This window comes from Azohydromonas sediminis (genome assembly GCF_003574675.1).
GTDB lineage: Bacteria > Pseudomonadota > Gammaproteobacteria > Burkholderiales > Burkholderiaceae_C > Calidifontimicrobium > Calidifontimicrobium sediminis.
Window position 1 is genome coordinate 240,448 of sequence record NZ_QOAZ01000002.1, and the last position, 17,101, is coordinate 257,548.

Genomic DNA, 17,101 nt, shown 5'->3' on the forward strand with positions numbered 1-17,101 from the left:
GGCGCGCTGAGAGCGGCACGAGCGCGCCACGCCGGTGGCGCGCTGAAAGCCGCATGACGCCGGCATGACGCGGCCGCGCTGGGTCGGCATCGCCGGGCCGACGGCGTCGGGCAAGAGCGCGCTCGCGCTCGAGCTCGCCGCCACGTGGCACTGCCCGGTCGAGATCGTCAGCGTCGACTCGGCGCTCGTCTACCGCGGCATGGACGTCGGCACCGCCAAGCCCTCCGCGGCCGAGCGCGCCACGGTGCCGCACCACCTGATCGACCTCCTCGACCCAGCGCAGCCGTACTCGGCCGCGCAGTTCGCCGCCGACGCGACGCGGTTGATCGGCGAGATCGCCGCGCGCGGTGCGCTGCCGCTGCTGGTCGGCGGCACGATGCTGTACTTCAAGGCGCTCGTCGACGGCCTCGACGAGATCCCCGCCGCCGACGCCGCGATCCGCGCCGCGCTCGACGCCGAAGCGGCCGCGCGCGGCTGGCCGGCGCTGCACGCCGAGCTCGCGCGCGTCGACCCGCCGACCGCGGCGCGGCTGGCACCGAACGACGCGCAGCGCATCCAGCGCGCGCTCGAGGTCTGGCGCGCGACCGGCCGTCCGCTGTCGAGCTACCACCGGCGCACCGCGAACGCGACGCCCGACGCCGCGCTGATCGCGCTAGAGCCGGCCTCGCGCGCGTGGCTGCACGAGCGCATCGCGCGGCGCTTCGCGGCGATGCTCGACGCCGGACTGCTCGACGAGGTGCGGCGCCTGCGCGCGCGCGGCGACCTGCACCTGGGGCTGCCGTCGATGCGCTGCGTCGGCTACCGGCAGGCGTGGCAGGCGCTCGACGAGGGCCTGACCGGCGACGCGCTGCGCCAGCGCGTGCTCGACACCGGCGTCGCCGCGACGCGCCAGCTGGCCAAGCGCCAGCTCACGTGGCTGCGCGGCATGCCATGGCGGCGCGTCGTCGCTTGCGACGCGGCCACCGTGCTGGCCGACCTGCGCGCCGCGCTGCAGCGCGCCGAGGACGAACGCCGATGAGTGCGCCGCCGGTGCTCGACGTGCGGGGGCTGGCCAAGACCTACGGCGACGCCGCCGTGTTCGAGGGCGTCGATCTGCGGCTCGCGCCCGGCGAGTTCGTCGCGCTGCTCGGCGAGTCGGGCGTCGGCAAGTCGACGCTGCTCAACTGCATCGCCGGGCTCGACACCCCGGCGCGCGGGCGCGTCGTCGTCGACGGCGTCGACGTCACTGCGCTGCCCGAGCCGGCGCAGGCCGCGTGGCGCCGCGCCGCGGTGGGCTTCGTGTTCCAGGCCTTTCACGTGCTGCCGCACCTGACGGTGGGCGACAACGTCGCGCTGCCGCTGCTGCTGCTCGGCCGCCGCGATCCGGCGCGCATCGCGCAGATGCTGGCCACCGTCGGGCTCGCCGGCTTCGAGCCGCGGCTGCCGCGCACGCTGTCGGGCGGGCAGCTGCAGCGCGTCGCGATCGCGCGCGCACTGGTGCACGCGCCGCGGCTGCTGCTGGCCGACGAGCCCACCGGCAACCTCGACCCGGCCACCGCCGAGCGCATCGTCGAGCTGCTCGCGCAGCAGGTGCGCGCCGCGGGCACCGCGGCGCTGATGGTCACGCACTCGGCGCACGCTGCCGCGCATGCGGACCGCGTGCTGCGGCTGACGGCCACCGGGATCGTGCCGGCATGAGCGGAAGCAGCGCTGCGCGCGGCACCCGCACGGCAGCGCCGGCGCCGCTGCCGGCGCTGCTCGCGGCGCTGAGCGCGCCCGAGTGGCGCCACCACCCGTGGCGGCAGGCCGCCGCGGTGCTCGCGGTGCTGCTCGGCGTCGCGCTCGCGTTCTCGGTGCACCTGATCAACACGTCGGCGCTGTCGGAGTTCTCGGCCGCGGTGCGCGCGGCCAACGGCGAGCCCGACCTGAGCCTGCGCGCCACGCACGCCGGCGGCTTCGACGACGCGCTGTACGAGCGCGTGGCCGCCGCGCCCGGCGTGCGCGTCGCGAGCCCCGTCGTCGAGTCGCAGGCGCAGGCCTACGACAGCGCCGGCGAACGCATCGCGCTGAAGGTCGTCGGCGTCGACGGGCTCGTCGTCGCGGCCGTCGCACCGGGGCTGTGGCCGCGCGTGGCCGACGGCGAAGGCCGCACCGCGTTCCTCGCGCCCGACGCCGTGTTCCTCAACGCCACCGCGCAGCAGCGCCTGGGCCTGCACAGCGGCGAGACGCTCGCGCTGCAGTTCGGCCTCGGCCGCGTCGCGCTGCGCGTGGCCGGCACGGTGGCCGCCGGCGGCCCGCCGCTGGCCGTGCTCGACGTCGCGGCGGCGCAGCAGCAGCTCGGCTTCGAGGGGCGGCTGTCGCGCATCGACCTGCGGCTCGAGCCCGGTGCCGACGCTGCGGCGCTCGTGCGCGCGCTCGCGCTGCCGGCCGACGTCGTCGTCGCGTCGAGCGACGACGCGACGCAGCGCGTGTCGAACCTGTCGCGCGCGTACCGCGTGAACCTCACCGTGCTCGCGCTGGTGGCGCTGTTCGTCGGCGCGTTCCTCGTGTTCTCGGTGCTCGCGCTGTCGGTTGCGCAGCGCACGCCGCAGCTCGCGCTGCTCGGCGTGCTCGGGCTGGGCGCGCGCGAGCGGCGCCGCCTCGTGCTCTCCGAGTCGGCGGCCGTCGGCGTGCTCGGCAGCGCACTCGGGCTGGCGGTGGGCACCGCGCTGGCGGCACTGGCGCTGCGCTGGCTGGCCGGCGACCTCGGCGGCGGCTACTTCCCCGGCATCGCACCGCAACTGCAGTTCTCGTGGCCGGCGGCGGCCGTGTTCGGCGCGCTCGGCGTCGTCGCCGCGCTGGCCGGCGGCTGGCTGCCGGCGTGGCAGGCGCAGGCGCTGGCGCCGGCGCAGGCGCTCAAGGGGCTGGGCGGCACCGCCGGGCCGGCGGCGCCGGCGTGGTTGGGGCCGGCGCTGCTCGCGATCGGTGCCGCGCTGGCGCTGCTGCCGCCGTGGCGGGGGCTGCCGATCGCGGCCTACGTCTCGGTCGCGGTGCTGCTGGTCGGCGGCATCGCGTGCGTGCCGGCGGCCGTGGGGCTCGTGCTCGCGCGCTGGCACCCGCGCACTCAGCCGCTGGCGCTGCTGGCCGTCGAGCGCGCGCGCCACGAGCGGCAGGCGGCGACGATCGCGGTGGCCGGCGTCGTCGCGAGCCTGAGCCTGGCCGTCGCGCTGACGGTGATGGTCGCGAGCTTCCGCGACGGCGTCGCGCGCTGGCTCGACACCGTGCTGCCGGCCGACCTCTATGCGCGCAGCGCCACCACGAGCGCGGCCGCCGACACGGCGTTCCTGCCGCCGGGCTTCGTCGACGCGGTCGCTGCGCTGCCCGGCGTCGCGCGCGTCGAGGCCACGCGGCACCGCGCGCTGCAACTCGACGCGCAGCGCCCGGCGGTGACGCTGCTCGTGCGCCCGCTGGCCGACCCGGTGCGCGCGCTGCCGCTCGTCGACGCCCCGGTGCCTGCACGCACCGCGCTGCCCGGCGCTTGGGTCAGCGAGGCGATGGTCGCGCTGTACGACGCGCGGCCGGGCACCACGCTCGCGCTGCCGATCGGCCCCGCCGGCGAGGCGGTGGCGTTCGAGGTGCGCGGCGTGTGGCGCGACTATGCGCGCCAGTTCGGCGCCGTCACGGTGGCCGAGGCCGACTACCAGCGCCGCAGCGGCGACACGCGGCGCAACGACCTCGCGCTGTGGCTCGCGCCGGGCACCGACACGGCCCAGGTGATCGCGGCGATCCGCGCGCTCGCGCCCGACGCCGCGGCGCTCGACTTCGCGCAGCCGGGTGAGATCCGCGCGATGTCGCTGCGCATCTTCGACCGCAGCTTCGCCGTCACGTACTACCTGCAGGCGGTCGCGATCGGCATCGGGCTGTTCGGCGTCGCCGCGAGCTTCTCGGCACAGGTGCTGGCGCGCCGGCGCGAGTTCGGGCTGCTCGTGCACCTGGGGCTCACGCGGCGGCAGATCGTCGGCGTCGTCGCCGGCGAGGGGCTGGCGTGGACCGCGGCCGGCGCGCTGGTCGGGCTCGCGCTCGGTCTCGCGGTGGCAGTGGTGCTGGTGAAGGTCGTCAACCCGCAGAGCTTCCACTGGACGATGGACCTGCTGCTGCCGTGGGCGCGGCTGGCCGCACTCGTCGCGGCGGTGGGCGCCGCCGGCGGTGTCACCGCGGCGCTCAGCGCCCGCGCCGCGGCCGGGCGCGACGCGGTGCTCGCCGTCAAGGAGGACTGGTGATGCGACGGCGCGCGCTGCTGCTCGCGCTGCCGGCCGCCGCGCTCGGCCCGGTGGCCACGCCCGCCACGCCAGCCGTCCCGCGCATCGAGCGCCGTGCGCTGGTGTTCCCGCGCGACTTCGGCGCGCACCCCGAATTCCGCACCGAGTGGTGGTACGCCACCGGCCAGCTCGACGCCGACGGGGTCGCCCCGCCGTTCGGCTTCCAGCTCACCTTCTTCCGCTCGCGCGCCGACGACGCCGGCCGCTGGGCCGGCAGCACGAGTCGCTTCGCGCCGCGCCAGCTGCTGTTCGCGCACGCCGCCGTCACCGACCTCGGCGCGCGCCGGCTGCGCCACGCACAGCGCATCGCGCGCTGGTCGGGCGACCCCGCGGCGGTGCCGGCCGCGGCGGCGCTCGACGACACGCGCGTGCAACTGGGCGACTGGCGGCTGCAGCGCACGGACGGCGGCCCGGCCGGCCGCTACCGCGCACGCCTGGGCGACGCCGACGCCGGCTTCGCGTTCGAGCTCGAGCTGGCCAGCACGCAGCCGCTGCTGCTGCAGGGCGACGCCGGCTTCAGCCGCAAGGGGCCGCAGCCCGAGCAGGCCAGCCACTACTACAGCCAGCCGCAGCTGGCCGTCACCGGCACGCTGCGGCTCGACGGGACACGGCGCGCCGTGCGCGGGCGCGCGTGGCTCGACCACGAATGGAGCGAGACGCTGCTGCACCCCGAGGCGGTCGGCTGGGACTGGATCGGCATCAACCTCGACGACGGCGGCGCGCTGACCGCGTTCCAGCTGCGCCGCGCCGACGGCAGCGCCGTCTGGGCCGGTGGCAGCGTCCGCCCGCCCGGCGGCGCGGTGCGCGACTTCGCGCCCGACGCGGTGCGCTTCACGCCCGGGCGCACCTGGACGAGCGCCGCGTCGCAGGCGCGCTACCCGGTGCAGTGGCACATCGACACGCCCGCCGGGCGCTTCGAGGTCGTGGCACGGCTCGACGCGCAGGAACTCGACAGCCGCGGCTCGACCGGCGCGATCTACTGGGAGGGCCTGAGCGAGCTGCGCGACGCGACGGGCCGCCGCGTGGGTGCCGGCTACCTCGAGATGACCGGCTACGCCGGCCGGCTGCAGCTGTAGTACCACGCCGCGCTCGGCGAGGGGCGCCGCCTGAGCGACACTCGCGCTGCCTCCTGACGACCGACGACGCGCCACCCCGATGACTGCCCGCCTGCTGACCGCCGCCGAACTGGCCACCCGCTGCGACCCCGCCCGCCTCGAGCCCGCCCTCGCCGAGGCCGCGCAGGCCGCGCGCACCATCGTCGGCCAGGAGCGCGCCCGCGCGGCGGTCGAGTTCGGCATCGCGGCGGCGCACCCGTCGTTCCACCTGTTCGTGATGGGTCCGCCCGGCTCGGGTCGGCGCAGCCTCGCGCGGCACGTGATCGAGGCGCGCGTGGCCAGCGACGGCGCCGCGCGCAGCGACTGGGTCTACGTCAACAACTTCGCGCACCCGCACCAGCCGGTGGCGCTGCAGCTGCCGGCCGGGCGCGGCACGCAGCTGCGCGACGACATGCGCGCACTCGTGCGCGACCTGCGCACGCTGATCCCGGCGGTGTTCGACTCCGAGGAATACGCGACGCAGGTCGAGCGCATCAACGACGAGTTCAAGCAGCGCGCCGAGCAGGCGCTCGCCGAGGTCGTCGACGAGGCGCAGCGCCGCGGGCTGGCGATGATCCGCACGCCGGTGGGCTTCACGTTCGCACCGCAGAAGGACGGCGAAGTGATGTCGACCGAGGCCTTCGAGGCGCTGCCCGAGGCACGCCGCGAGGAGCTCAAGAAGAGCATCGGCGAGGTGCAGGACCAGCTGCTGCGCGTGCTGCGCTCGCACATGCGCATGCGCAAGGAGCACGCCGACCGCGTGCGCGCGCTCGACCGCTCGATGACGCTGCTGGCCGTCGAGCACGCCGTCGACGAACTCAAGGCCCGCTACGCCGACCTGCCCAAGGTCTGCAGCTACCTCGACGCGGTGCGCGCCGACGTGATCGACAACGCCGGCGACTTCCGCGGCCGCGAAGACGAGGACGGCGAAAGCCACGCCGAGAAGCCCGGCGAGCTCGCACGCTACGAGGTCAACGTCGTGCTCGACGCCGCCGCGAGCCCGCAGGCGCCGATCGTCGAGGCCGACCTGCCGTCGGTGCCCAACCTCGTCGGCCGCGTCGACCACATCGCGCGCTTCGGCGCGCTGCTGACCGACTTCCGCCTGATCAAGGGCGGCGCGCTGCACCGTGCCAACGGCGGCTACCTGCTCGTCGACGCGGTCAAGCTGCTGCAGCAGCCGTTCGCGTGGCAGTCGCTCAAGCGTGCGCTGCTCAAGCGCGAGATCCGCATCGAGTCGCTCGGCGAGATGTTCAGCGTGATCTCGACGGTGCAGCTCGAGCCCGAGCCGATCCCCCTGGCGGTCAAGGTCGTGTTCGTCGGCGAGCGCTGGGTGTGCCACCTGCTGCAAGCCGCCGACCCCGAGTTCGACGAGCTGTTCCGCGTCGTCGCCGACCTCGACGACGACATGCCGCGCGCCGAGGGCACCGAGCTCGAGCTCGCGCGCCTGCTCGCCGAGCAGCTGCGCGCGCAGCAGGGCCTGCCCGCCAGCACGGCGGCGCTGGCGCGGCTGATCGACCACGGCGTGCGGCTGGCCGGCGACACGAAGCGCATCACGGCACAGGTGCGCCAGCTGCTCGACGTGATGGTCGAGGCCGAGCACGTCGCGCGCTCGCGCCGGCGCGCGCGCGTCGAGGCCGACGACGTCGCCGCGGCGCTCGCCGCGCGCCGCGAGCGCGCCGCGCGCGTCGACGCGCGGCTGCGCGACGCGGTGCAGCGCGACATCCTGCTGATCGCGACCGCCGGCGAACGCGTCGGGCAGGTCAACGGCCTGTCGGTCTACGAGGTCGGGCACGAGGTGTTCGGCATGCCCACACGCATCAGCGCGACCTCGCGCCTGGGCGACGGCGAAGTCATCGACGTGCAGCGCGAGACGCACCTGGGCGGGCCGGTGCACGCCAAGGGCGTGCTGATCCTGTCGTCGTTCCTCGCGTCGCGCTACACGCGGCTGCAGCCGCACTCGATCGTCGCCAGCCTCGTGTTCGAGCAGACCTACGGGCTCGTCGAGGGCGACAGCGCGTCGCTCGCCGAGCTCGTCGCGCTGCTGTCGTCGATCGCCGACGTGCCGGTGCGCCAGTGCCTGGCGGTGACCGGCTCGGTCAACCAGTTCGGCGACGTGCAGGCCATCGGCGGTGTCAACGAGAAGATCGAGGGCTTCTTCGACGTGTGCGCTGCGCGCGGGCTCGACGGCACGCACGGCGTCGTGATCCCGCAGGCCAACGTGTCGCACCTGATGCTGCGCGACGACGTGATCGCCGCGGTGGCCGCCGGCCGCTTCGCGATCCACGCCGTCGCGCACGTCGACGATGCGCTCGCGCTGATGACGGGGATGCCCGCCGGCGACCCCGCGCAGCCCAGTGCCGACACCGTCAACGGCCGCATCGCAAGGCGACTGCGCGACTACGCGCGCATCCGCACCGGCCAGGCGCGCGTGCGCAAGCGCGGCGCGCCGATGGAGGTCCGCCAGATCGTCGGCGACGGCAACGGGGACGACGAATGAACGCGCCGGCCCCGCGCCACGTGCTCGCGCTGCTCGACGACGCCGCGGCGGCACCCGACGTGATCGAGCTGTCGACGGCGCTCGCGCAGCAGCTGCAGCGCCCGCTGGAGGTGGTCTACGTCGAGAGCGTGCCGGCGCTCGTGGCCGCGGCGCTGCCGTTCACGCAGGTGCTGGCCGAGACCCGCGCGCAGTGGACCGCGTTCGCGCCGCAGGACGTCGAGAGCGGCTACCGCGCGCAGCTGGCACGGCTGCGCGAGATCGCCGCGCGCGCGACGACGCGGCGCGCGGTGCGCTGGTCGCTGCGCACGGTGCGCGGCGCGCTGGCGCAGGCCGTCGTCGAACTGCACGCCGAGTCGGACCTGATGGTCGTCGGCACCGCCGGCGTGCGGCCGCCCGCGCTGCCGCGCGTCGTGCCGGCGCGCCGGCCGCTGCGCATCGCCGTCGTCACCGACGACTCGCCCGCCGCCGCGCAGGCGCGCGAGGTCGCGCAGCAGGTCGCCACGGCACTGGGCGGCGTGCTGACGGTGCACCGTGCGAGCGGCGACGCGGCCGCGGCGGCGGCCCGCGACCGCCACTGCGACCTGTTCGTGCTGCCGCGCGGGCTCGTCGCGCCGGCGGTGCTGGCCACGCTGGCGCGGCCAGCGCTCGTCGTCGGCTGAAGGCCGGCCCGCGCGGGTCAGACCGGACCGGCGCGCTTGCGCGTGCCGATCGAGGCGGCGCCGCCCGCGCGCCCGCGCGCGGCGCCGACCGAGCGCACGCAGTTGCGCCCGGCCTGCTTGGCCGCCAGCAGCGCCGCGTCGGCGTCGAGCAGCAGCGCGTCGAGCGTGCCGTGGCCCGGGCCGACCGGCGCGACACCGATCGACACCGTCGTGCCGACGGCGAGCCCCTCGCATTCGACGCGCAGGTCACCGGCCTGCACGCGGATGCGCTCGGCGACGTCGAGCGCGCCCAGCGGGTCGGTGTGCGGCAGGAACACCGCGAAGGCGTCGCCGTCGTAGCGCGCGAGCACGTCGGGCTGGCGCAGCGCCTGCCCGACGACGCGCGCGAGCTCGCGCAGGTAGCGCTCGCCGCACTCGCGTCCGTGGGTGTCGACGAGGCTGCCGAAGTGATCGGCGTCGACGACGAGCAGCGCCGCGTCGAGGTCGTAGCGGCGGCAGCGTGCGCGTTCGGCCTCGGCCACCGCGACGAAGTGGCGACGGTTGAGCAGCCCGGTCAGCTCGTCGCGCGTCGACGCGAGCGCCAGGCGGCGGCTCGCCTCGTCGAACCGATCGGCGACGAGCACGCAGGCCCACGACGCCGGCACTGCGGCGAGCAGCGCGGCCAGTGCGACGACGGCCGCGGCACCCGCGCCGCCCGTCAGCGCCGCAGTGCTCACCAGCGGCAGCGCCAGCGTGACGCCGGCAGCCGCCAGCAGCGCCGCCACCGGCACGCGCCCGTAGCGGCGCACGCCGCCGCGCAGCCAGGTTAGCCAGCGGAACTCGGCAGGCGAAACGGTCACGGCGTCGTCGGACGTGGGGTCGATCGGAAAGGCGGCCGGGCGGGCGACGAGGGCCGCCCGCGCGCAGCCTATTCGACCACAAACCCCCCGCCCGCATGCGTCCAACCCGAGCGCTCCGCCCCCCTGTTCGCGCGGGAGCCGGCGGCCGCCGGGCTGCGCGCGGCGGTCGCGCCTACACTGCCGCCATGTCGACGTCGACCCTGGCCGTCGCGCGCGGCGCGACCCCCGGCGCCGGCGATGCCGTGCCGCCGGCGCGGCGCGTGAAGTCGCTGTCGGGGCTGCTGCCGTTCCTGCGCCCGTACCGCGGGCGCATCGCGCTGGCGCTGCTGTTCCTGCTGCTGGCCGCGGCGGCGACGCTGGTGCTGCCGGTCGCGCTGAAGTCGCTGATCGACGACGGCCTCGTCGGCAGCGGGCCCGGCGCGCAGCTGATGGCGCTGCGCGGCCACTTCCTCGCGCTGTTCGCCGTCGGTGCGGCGCTCGGCGTGTTCTCGGCGGCGCGCTTCTACATGGTCAGCTGGATCGGCGAGCGCGTCACCGCCGACCTGCGCAACGCCGTCTACGCGCACGTCGTGCGCCAAAGCCCCGAGTTCTTCGAAACGACGCAGACCGGCGAGGTGCTATCGCGGCTGACCACCGACACGACGCTGGTGCAGACCGTCGTCGGCTCGAGCCTGAGCCTGGGGCTGCGCAACACCGTGATGGGGCTCGGCGCGCTAGGCATGCTGGTGGTGACCAACCCGTGGGTGATGTCGCAGGTGCTGGGCATTCTCGTGCTCGTCGTGCTGCCGAGCCTGTACGTGGGCCGGCGCGTGCGGCGGCTGAGCCGCGCGAGCCAGGACCGCGTCGCCGACACCAGCGCGATCGCTGCCGAAGTGCTGGGCGCGATCCCGGTGGTGCAGAGCTACACGCAGGAGGCGCGCGAGGCGCAGCGCTTCGCCCGCGCGACCGAGGCGGCGTTCGAGGTCGCGCGGCGGCGCACGCGCGTGCGCTCGCTGCTCGTCGCGTTCATGATCACCGCGACCTTCGGCGCACTGCTGTGGGGGCTGTACCAGGGCACGCAGGCCGTGCTCGCCGGGCGCATCAGCGCCGGCCACCTCGGGCAGACGGTGGTCTACGTGATCATCCTCGTCGGCTCGATCGCGGTGCTGTCGGAGGTCTACGGCGACCTGCTGCGCGCCGCCGGCGCCACCGAGCGGCTGATGGAACTGCTGGCCGCGCGTTCGCCGGTCGCCGAGCCGGCGCAGCCGGTGCCGCTGCCACCCTCGCGCGGCGGCGCCGCGGTGACGCTGTCGCACGTGACGTTCCACTACCCGTCGCGCCCGCAGGTCGCAGCCCTCGCCGACTTCACGCTCGACGTGCGCCCCGGCGAGACGGTCGCGCTCGTCGGCCCGAGCGGCGCGGGCAAGAGCACCGTGTTCCAGCTGCTGCTGCGCTTCTACGACGCGCAGCAGGGCACGGTGGCGATCGACGGCGTGCCGGTGGGCGCGGTGGCGCTGCACGAGCTGCGGCGGCGCATCGGCATCGTGCCGCAGGACAGCGTGATCTTCAGCGCCGACGCGATGGACAACATCCGCTACGGCCGCCCCGACGCGAGCGACGACGAGGTCGTCGCCGCCGCGAGGGCCGCGTTCGCGCACGACTTCATCACCGCGCTGCCCGACGGCTACCGCACCTTCCTCGGCGAACGCGGCGTGCGGCTGTCGGGCGGGCAGCGCCAGCGCATCGCGATCGCGCGCGCGATGCTGAAGAACCCGCCGCTGCTGCTGCTCGACGAGGCCACCAGCGCGCTCGACGCCGAGAGCGAGCGCGTCGTGCAGGCCGCGCTCGAGGCCGCGATGGCCGACCGCACGACGATCGTCATCGCACACCGGCTGGCCACCGTGCAGCGCGCCGACCGCATCGTCGTGATGGACGGCGGACGCATCGTCGACAGCGGCACGCACGCCGAGCTCGTCGCGCGCGGCGGGCTGTACGCGCGACTGGCGGCGATGCAGTTCGGCCGCGACGGCTGAACCGCGCGCCGCAGCGGCTCAGCGATACAGCGGCAGCGCCGCCAGTCGCGTCTCGATCGCCTCGCGCAGCCGCTCGTAGGCCGGCGCGCCGACACCGCCGAAACGCCGCCGGAACTGCGCGTCGGTCAGGAACTCGGGCAGGTCGCGCGCATCGGGCATCAGGTCCGCGTCGGTCGCACCGCGCAGCAGCGCGTCGCGCACGCGCAGCGGCTCGCGCACCGCGAGCTCGCCGAAGCGCGTGCCGGCACGGTCGGCGGCCAGGTCGGCGAAGCTGAAGCCGCTGCCGCCGCGCGCGTCGTCGATCTCCTTCCACAGCCCCACCGCGTCGGCCAGCGGCGTGCCGGCCTCGGCGGCGACGACGGCCGAGACGAGGAAGTGCAGCGCCCAGTCGTGCCGCCCGTGCAGCGTCACCGCCAGTGGACGCGCCGCCGGCCACACGTCGGCGCCGGGCACCCACAGCGACAGCGGGCGCTGCGTCGCGTACAGCGCGAGCACCAGCAGCGCGGCGAGGTGCTCGGCCGCCGCGTCGCCCGCACCGCCGCCGGCGCTGCGCTGCGCGGCCAGCGCGAACAGCGGCGGCAGCAGCGCGGCGAGCGACACCTCGTCGCCGCGCACGCCCGACGCGACGGCCGCCAGCCGCTCGGCGTGCGCACGCAGCCGCGCCTGCTGCGCCGAAGTGACGAGCGCCGCACGCAGCCTCGCCAGCGTGTCGGCAGCGGGCCGGTAGCCGACGACGACGCGCTGCGGCGTGATCACGACGCGCTCGACGTCGTCGAGCGCACGCAGCACCTCGTCGGCCGGCAGGCCGCGCGATGCGGCGAGCCACCGCGCCGCCGCCAGCGCCAGCGCCGGGGGCACCGGCACGCGCCCGACGCGCACGCGCTCGAGCACCGGCCATGCGCCCGCCTGCCGCCACTGCAGCTCGACGTTGAGCCAGCGCGCGCCCGGCAGCGGCACGCTGGCGCGGACCGTGGCGCGTGCGGGCTGAGCGCCGCCGTGCAGCTGCACGCGGGCGTGCGCGCCCAGCGCGCGCTGCGCCGCGTGGCCGGCAAGCAGATCGAGGTCGCGCTCGCCGAGCGCGAGCCAGCGCAGTGCCCGCGGCGGCGCCTCGCGCGGGTCGTGCCGGCGCAGCAGCGCGACGGCGCGGTCGACGTCGGCCGGCGAGACGTCGTCGCGCGCCGCCACCGCCGGCGCCGCGTCGACGGCCAGCGCCGCCGTCACCACCACCGCCAGCACGAGGGCCAGCAGCAGTGCGACGAGCGCGAGCACCAGCGCCCCGAGCCAGCCCATCGACGGCATCCGCATCGCCGCCGAGTCTGCCACCGCCAGGATCGACCGCCGGATACAGGCCGTCACCTTGCCTCCGGTACAGTGGCGGGCCGTGCCGCCGCAGCCTGCGGCGAGTTGCAGACCCGACCCGAGGACCCGACCATGACGACGACCCGCCTTCCGCTGATCCGCGCGACCGCCCTGGCCGCCGCCATCGCGCTGCTTGCCGGTTGCGAGACGACGCCCACCGGCCGCCCGCTCGGCGAGCGCGAGAAAGGCACCGCCACCGGTGCCGCGATCGGCGCCGTCGCCGGTGCGGTGATCGGCTCGACGACCGGCGACGCCGGCAAGGGCGCGCTGATCGGCGCGGCCGCCGGTGCCGTGGCGGGCAACCTGTGGTCCAAGAGCATGGAGGACAAGCGCCGCGAGATGGAGCGCGCCACCGCCGGCACCGGCGCGCAGGTCACGCGCACGCCCGACAACCAGCTCAAGCTCGAGGTGCCCGCCGACATCTCGTTCGCCACCGGCAGCGCGACGATCGAGCCGCGGCTGCGCTCGGTGCTCGACGCATTCGCCAACGGGCTGAGTAACCAGCCGACGATGTTCGTGCGCATCGTCGGCCACACCGACAGCACCGGCAGCGACGCCGTCAACGACCCGCTGTCGCTGCGGCGCGCCAACAGCGTGCGCGACTACCTGACCGACCGCGGCGTCGCGGCCAGCCGTATCGAGACCTTCGGCCGCGGCTCGCGCGAGCCGATCGCGAGCAACGACACGCCCGAAGGCCGTGCGAAGAACCGCCGCGTCGAGATCTTCCTGCGCGACACCGCGAAGGGCTGAGAACCACCCGCCGCCGTCGTTCCGCCATGCCCCCGACCGCCGCCGCCCGCCCCGTCCGCTCGCAGTACGAGGACTTCATGCGCCACGTCTATACGACGGGCGTGGCCAAGGCCGACCGTACCGGCACCGGCACGCGCAGCGTGTTCGGCTACCAGATGCGCTTCGACCTCGCCGAGGGCTTCCCGCTGGTGACGACGAAGAAGGTGCACCTCAAGAGCATCGTCTACGAGCTGCTGTGGTTCCTGCGCGGCGACTCGAACGTGCGCTGGCTGCAGCAGCACGGCGTGACGATCTGGGACGAGTGGGCCGACCCCGCCACCGGCGAGCTCGGCCCGGTCTACGGCGTGCAGTGGCGCAGCTGGCCGACACCCGACGGCGGCCACGTCGACCAGATCGCGCAGGTCGTCGAGCAGCTCAAGACCAACCCCGACAGCCGGCGCATCGTCGTCAGCGCGTGGAACGTCGCCGACCTGCCGAAGATGGCACTGCTGCCGTGCCACGCGTTCTTCCAGTTCTACGTGGCCAACGGCCGCTTGAGCTGCCAGCTGTACCAGCGCAGCGCCGACATCTTCCTCGGCGTGCCGTTCAACATCGCGAGCTACGCGCTGCTGACGCACATGCTCGCGCAGCAGTGCGACCTCGACGTCGGCGACTTCGTCTGGACCGGCGGCGACTGCCACATCTACAGCAACCACTTCGAGCAGGTCGAGACGCAGCTCGCGCGCACGCCCTACCCGTACCCGGTGCTGCACATCAAGCGACGGCCGCCGTCGATCTTCGACTACGCGTACGAGGACTTCGAGGTGGTGGACTACCAGCACCACCCCGCGATCAAGGCCCCGGTGGCCGTCTGATCCCCGCCGCGCCGTGCTGACCTCGCGCCAGCTCGGCGCCCTGGTGCTGCTGACGCTGATGTGGGGCGTCAACTGGCCGATGATGAAGTTCAGCCTGCGCGAGCTCTCGCCGCTGTACTTCCGCGCCGTGACGATGAGCGGCGGCGCGCTGTGCCTGCTGGCGTTCTTCGTCTGGCGGCGCGTCGACATGCGGCTGCCGTGGCGCGAGGCGGGCCGTGTGGCCTGGCTCGCGCTGCCCAACATCGTCGGCTGGCACTTCTTCTCGATCCTCGGGCTGAAGGAGCTGGCGTCGGGGCGCGCCGCGATCCTCGGCTTCACGATGCCGGTGTGGACGGTGCTGATCGGCGCGCTGCTCGCGCACGAGAAGCTGCACGCGCGCATCTACGTGTCGGTCGTCGCCGCGATCGCGGCGGTCGGGCTGCTGTCGGCGCACGAGCTGACGGCGCTCGCCGGCCGTCCGGTGGGCGTGCTGTGGATGCAGCTCGCCGCCGTGAGCTGGGCCGTGGGCACGCTGCTGATGCGGCGCACGCAGACGACGCTGCCCACCGAAGCGGTGACGGTGTGGATGATGCTGATGGGCGCCGTGTTCTTCTGGGTGGTCGCGCCGATCGCCGAGCCCACGCCCACGTGGCAGTTCAGCGCCGCGATGTGGGCCTCGCTCGCGTACGGCGTGTTCCTCAACTACGGCTACGCGCAGATCATCTGGTTCGGCCTCGCGCGCCAGCTGCCGCCGTCGGCGAGTGCGTTCTCGGTGATGGCGGTGCCGGTGGTCGGCACGCTGGCCGCGACGCTGATCGTCGGCGAGGTGCCGCGCTGGACCGACTTCGTCGCCATCGCCTGCGTGAGCCTCGCGATCGCCAGTGCGCTGCTGCCGCGCAGGACATGAACAGATGAGCCCGCCCTCGCCCCGCCCCGCCACCGTCGCCGTGATTGCCGCCGTCGCGCGCAACGGCGCGATCGGCCGCGACAACGACCTGCTGTGGCGCGACCCGCAGGACATGGCGCACTTCCGCCAGGTCACGATGGGCTGCCCGGTCGTGATGGGCCGCCGCACGTGGGACTCGCTGCCTGCGCGCTTCCGCCCGCTGCCTGGCAGGCGCAACGTCGTCGTCACGCGTAACGCGCAGTGGCACGCCGACGGCGCCGAGCCCGCCGCGTCGCTCGAGCAGGCGCTGGCGCGGCTCGCCGACGCGCCGAAGGTGTTCGTGATCGGCGGCGCGCAGCTCTATGCGCTGGCGCTGCCGCTGGCCGACGAGCTGGTGCTCACCGAGATCGACGCCGACCTCGACGGCGACGCCCACTTCCCGCGCTGGCACCGCGCTGAGTTCGACGAGGTGGCGCGCGAGCCGCGCACCGCCGCCGACGGCACGCGTTTCGCGTTCGTCACCTACCGCCGCAAGAGCCCGCCATGACCACGCTCGACGACCCTCGCCACGACCGCGAAGTGGGCAGCCGGCGCATCGCGCCCGGTAGCACGCGCGACACGACGCGCATCGACGACACGCGCATCGACGCCGTGCGGCCCCTGATCACGCCCGCGCTGCTGCAGGAAAAGCTGCCGGTGCCCGAGGCCGCGCTGACGCTGGTGGAGGCCACGCGCGAGCAGGTGGCCGCCGTGCTCGACGGCCGCGACGACCGGCTGCTGGTGGTGGTGGGGCCGTGCTCTATCCACGACCACGACCAGGCGCTGGAATACGCCGCGCGGCTGAAGGCGCTGGCCGACGAACTGGCCGACGACCTCGCCGTCGTGATGCGCGTGTACTTCGAGAAGCCGCGCACCACCGTGGGCTGGAAGGGCTATATCAACGATCCGCACCTGGACGGCAGCTTCGCGATCAACGAGGGGCTGGAGCGCGCGCGCAAGCTGCTGCTCGACGTGCTCGCGCTCGGCTTGCCGGCGGGCACCGAGTTCCTCGATCTGCTGAGCCCGCAGTTCATCAGCGACCTCGTGAGCTGGGGCGCGATCGGCGCGCGCACGACCGAGAGCCAGAGCCACCGCCAGCTCGCCTCGGGGCTGAGCTGCCCAGTGGGCTTCAAGAACGGCACCGAGGGCAGCGTGAAGGTGGCGGTGGACGCCATCGTCGCCGCGCGTTCCCCGCACGCCTTCATGGGCATGACGAAGATGGGCCAGGCCGCCGTGTTCGAGACGCGCGGCAACCCCGACTGCCACGTGATCCTGCGCGGCGGGCGCGAGCCCAACTACGGCCCCGAACACGTCGACGCCGCGTGCGCGCTGCTGCGCGACGCCGGGCTGCCCGAGCGGCTGATGGTCGACTGCAGCCACGGCAACAGCCGCAAGGACCACCGCCGCCAGGCCGACGTGGCGCGCGAGCTGGCCGCGCGCATCGCCGCCGGCGAGCGGCGCGTGGCCGGCGTGATGATCGAGAGCCACCTGCACGAAGGCCGCCAGGACCTGACCCCCGGCCAGCCGCTGCGCTGGGGCGTGTCGATCACCGACGCGTGCCTGGGGTGGGAGCAGACGCAGCCGGTGCTGCGCGAGCTGGCACGGGCGGTGGCGGCCAGGCGCGGGCGCGGGTAGCGGGTGGCGGTGAGGCCGTTCGGTGTCGATGATCGTCGGGGGCCTCGCACCCGTGCGCCCCTAACTGGTTATGGGCGCAGCTTTGCGCCACTATTCGGTTAGTGGCGCAGGCTTGCGCCCTAGATCGGCTCCATGTCGTTTCGTGTGGAACGCGACGCCGTCATTTCGGCATCGCCGGCACGAATGGGCTGGCCGGCAGGTGCCTGAGCTTGGACAGGCGC

14 protein-coding genes are annotated in these 17,101 nt (G+C 75.0%); 12 read left to right on the top strand and 2 right to left on the bottom strand.

Going from position 1 to position 17,101, the window contains the following annotated elements; translation table 11 throughout:
• Window positions 1–64: 64 nt before the first annotated feature.
• From miaA to DRV96_RS02670, 6 genes are all read left to right on the top strand, one after another.
• The gene (miaA, locus tag DRV96_RS02645; RefSeq protein WP_119287388.1) at window positions 65–1,018 is read left to right on the top strand and encodes a tRNA (adenosine(37)-N6)-dimethylallyltransferase MiaA; all 954 of its coding nucleotides are present in this window, start codon (window positions 65–67) and stop codon (window positions 1,016–1,018) included.
• Complete coding sequence (locus DRV96_RS02650; RefSeq protein WP_119287390.1) at window positions 1,015–1,677, top strand: ABC transporter ATP-binding protein; 663 nt, start codon at window positions 1,015–1,017, stop codon at window positions 1,675–1,677. Before miaA ends, DRV96_RS02650 begins: the two co-directional genes overlap by 4 nt.
• Complete coding sequence (locus DRV96_RS02655; protein WP_119287392.1) at window positions 1,674–4,238, top strand: FtsX-like permease family protein; 2,565 nt, start codon at window positions 1,674–1,676, stop codon at window positions 4,236–4,238. Before DRV96_RS02650 ends, DRV96_RS02655 begins: the two co-directional genes overlap by 4 nt.
• Window positions 4,238–5,353 carry a lipocalin-like domain-containing protein gene (locus DRV96_RS02660; protein ID WP_119287394.1) on the top strand — a complete coding sequence of 372 codons (1,116 nt, stop codon included), beginning with the start codon at window positions 4,238–4,240 and terminating at the stop codon, window positions 5,351–5,353. Before DRV96_RS02655 ends, DRV96_RS02660 begins: the two co-directional genes overlap by 1 nt.
• 79 nt (window positions 5,354–5,432) lie before the next feature.
• Window positions 5,433–7,868, top strand: a complete 2,436-nt coding sequence (locus DRV96_RS18495; protein WP_119287396.1) for a Lon protease family protein — start codon at window positions 5,433–5,435, stop codon at window positions 7,866–7,868.
• A complete protein-coding gene (locus DRV96_RS02670; protein WP_119287399.1) occupies window positions 7,865–8,527 on the top strand; it encodes a hypothetical protein in 663 nt (220 codons plus the stop codon). Before DRV96_RS18495 ends, DRV96_RS02670 begins: the two co-directional genes overlap by 4 nt.
• Before the next feature lie 17 nt (window positions 8,528–8,544).
• Here DRV96_RS02670 and DRV96_RS02675 read toward each other — a convergent pair whose 3' ends face one another.
• Entirely contained in the window at window positions 8,545–9,366 is an 822-nt protein-coding gene (locus tag DRV96_RS02675) for a GGDEF domain-containing protein (RefSeq protein ID WP_162910924.1), read from the bottom strand.
• Between the two features lie 185 nt (window positions 9,367–9,551).
• Between DRV96_RS02675 and DRV96_RS02680 the strand changes: the two genes are divergently transcribed.
• Window positions 9,552–11,378, top strand: a complete 1,827-nt coding sequence (locus DRV96_RS02680) for an ABC transporter transmembrane domain-containing protein (protein WP_119287404.1) — start codon at window positions 9,552–9,554, stop codon at window positions 11,376–11,378.
• 18 nt (window positions 11,379–11,396) lie between these two features.
• Here DRV96_RS02680 and DRV96_RS02685 read toward each other — a convergent pair whose 3' ends face one another.
• Window positions 11,397–12,683: a hypothetical protein gene (locus tag DRV96_RS02685; RefSeq protein WP_162910925.1), complete on the bottom strand. Its 1,287-nt coding sequence runs from the start codon at window positions 12,681–12,683 to the stop codon at window positions 11,397–11,399.
• 126 nt (window positions 12,684–12,809) lie between these two features.
• Between DRV96_RS02685 and DRV96_RS18745 the strand changes: the two genes are divergently transcribed.
• From DRV96_RS18745 to DRV96_RS02710, 5 genes are read left to right on the top strand one after another with little or no spacing between them, the layout of a single operon-like run.
• On the top strand, window positions 12,810–13,487 hold the full coding sequence (locus DRV96_RS18745) for a YiaD family glycine zipper/OmpA-like lipoprotein (protein ID WP_119287408.1): 678 nt from the start codon (window positions 12,810–12,812) through the stop codon (window positions 13,485–13,487).
• Window positions 13,488–13,513: 26 nt separating this feature from the next.
• Window positions 13,514–14,341: a thymidylate synthase gene (locus tag DRV96_RS02695; RefSeq protein ID WP_119287410.1), complete on the top strand. Its 828-nt coding sequence runs from the start codon at window positions 13,514–13,516 to the stop codon at window positions 14,339–14,341.
• Between the two features lie 13 nt (window positions 14,342–14,354).
• Complete coding sequence (locus DRV96_RS02700; protein WP_119287412.1) at window positions 14,355–15,227, top strand: DMT family transporter; 873 nt, start codon at window positions 14,355–14,357, stop codon at window positions 15,225–15,227.
• Between the two features lie 4 nt (window positions 15,228–15,231).
• The gene (locus DRV96_RS02705; RefSeq protein WP_119287414.1) at window positions 15,232–15,753 is read left to right on the top strand and encodes a dihydrofolate reductase; all 522 of its coding nucleotides are present in this window, start codon (window positions 15,232–15,234) and stop codon (window positions 15,751–15,753) included.
• Window positions 15,750–16,880: a 3-deoxy-7-phosphoheptulonate synthase gene (locus DRV96_RS02710; RefSeq protein WP_119287416.1), complete on the top strand. Its 1,131-nt coding sequence runs from the start codon at window positions 15,750–15,752 to the stop codon at window positions 16,878–16,880. The genes DRV96_RS02705 and DRV96_RS02710 overlap by 4 nt, the downstream gene beginning before the upstream one ends.
• Window positions 16,881–17,101 lie beyond the last annotated feature (221 nt).

Excerpts from the sequence above, each read along its gene's own strand:
- miaA (WP_119287388.1), top strand. The coding sequence starts at position 65 with ATGACGCGGCCGCGCTGGGTCGGCATCGCCGGGCCGACGGCGTCGGGC.
- DRV96_RS02650 (WP_119287390.1), top strand. The coding sequence starts at position 1,015 with ATGAGTGCGCCGCCGGTGCTCGACGTGCGGGGGCTGGCCAAGACCTAC.
- DRV96_RS02655 (WP_119287392.1), top strand. The coding sequence starts at position 1,674 with ATGAGCGGAAGCAGCGCTGCGCGCGGCACCCGCACGGCAGCGCCGGCG.
- DRV96_RS02660 (WP_119287394.1), top strand. The coding sequence starts at position 4,238 with ATGCGACGGCGCGCGCTGCTGCTCGCGCTGCCGGCCGCCGCGCTCGGC.
- DRV96_RS18495 (WP_119287396.1), top strand. The coding sequence starts at position 5,433 with ATGACTGCCCGCCTGCTGACCGCCGCCGAACTGGCCACCCGCTGCGAC.
- DRV96_RS02670 (WP_119287399.1), top strand. The coding sequence starts at position 7,865 with ATGAACGCGCCGGCCCCGCGCCACGTGCTCGCGCTGCTCGACGACGCC.
- DRV96_RS02680 (WP_119287404.1), top strand. The coding sequence starts at position 9,552 with ATGTCGACGTCGACCCTGGCCGTCGCGCGCGGCGCGACCCCCGGCGCC.
- DRV96_RS02685 (WP_162910925.1), bottom strand. The coding sequence starts at position 12,683 with ATGCGGATGCCGTCGATGGGCTGGCTCGGGGCGCTGGTGCTCGCGCTC.
- DRV96_RS18745 (WP_119287408.1), top strand. The coding sequence starts at position 12,810 with ATGACGACGACCCGCCTTCCGCTGATCCGCGCGACCGCCCTGGCCGCC.
- DRV96_RS02695 (WP_119287410.1), top strand. The coding sequence starts at position 13,514 with ATGCCCCCGACCGCCGCCGCCCGCCCCGTCCGCTCGCAGTACGAGGAC.
- DRV96_RS02705 (WP_119287414.1), top strand. The coding sequence starts at position 15,232 with ATGAGCCCGCCCTCGCCCCGCCCCGCCACCGTCGCCGTGATTGCCGCC.
- DRV96_RS02710 (WP_119287416.1), top strand. The coding sequence starts at position 15,750 with ATGACCACGCTCGACGACCCTCGCCACGACCGCGAAGTGGGCAGCCGG.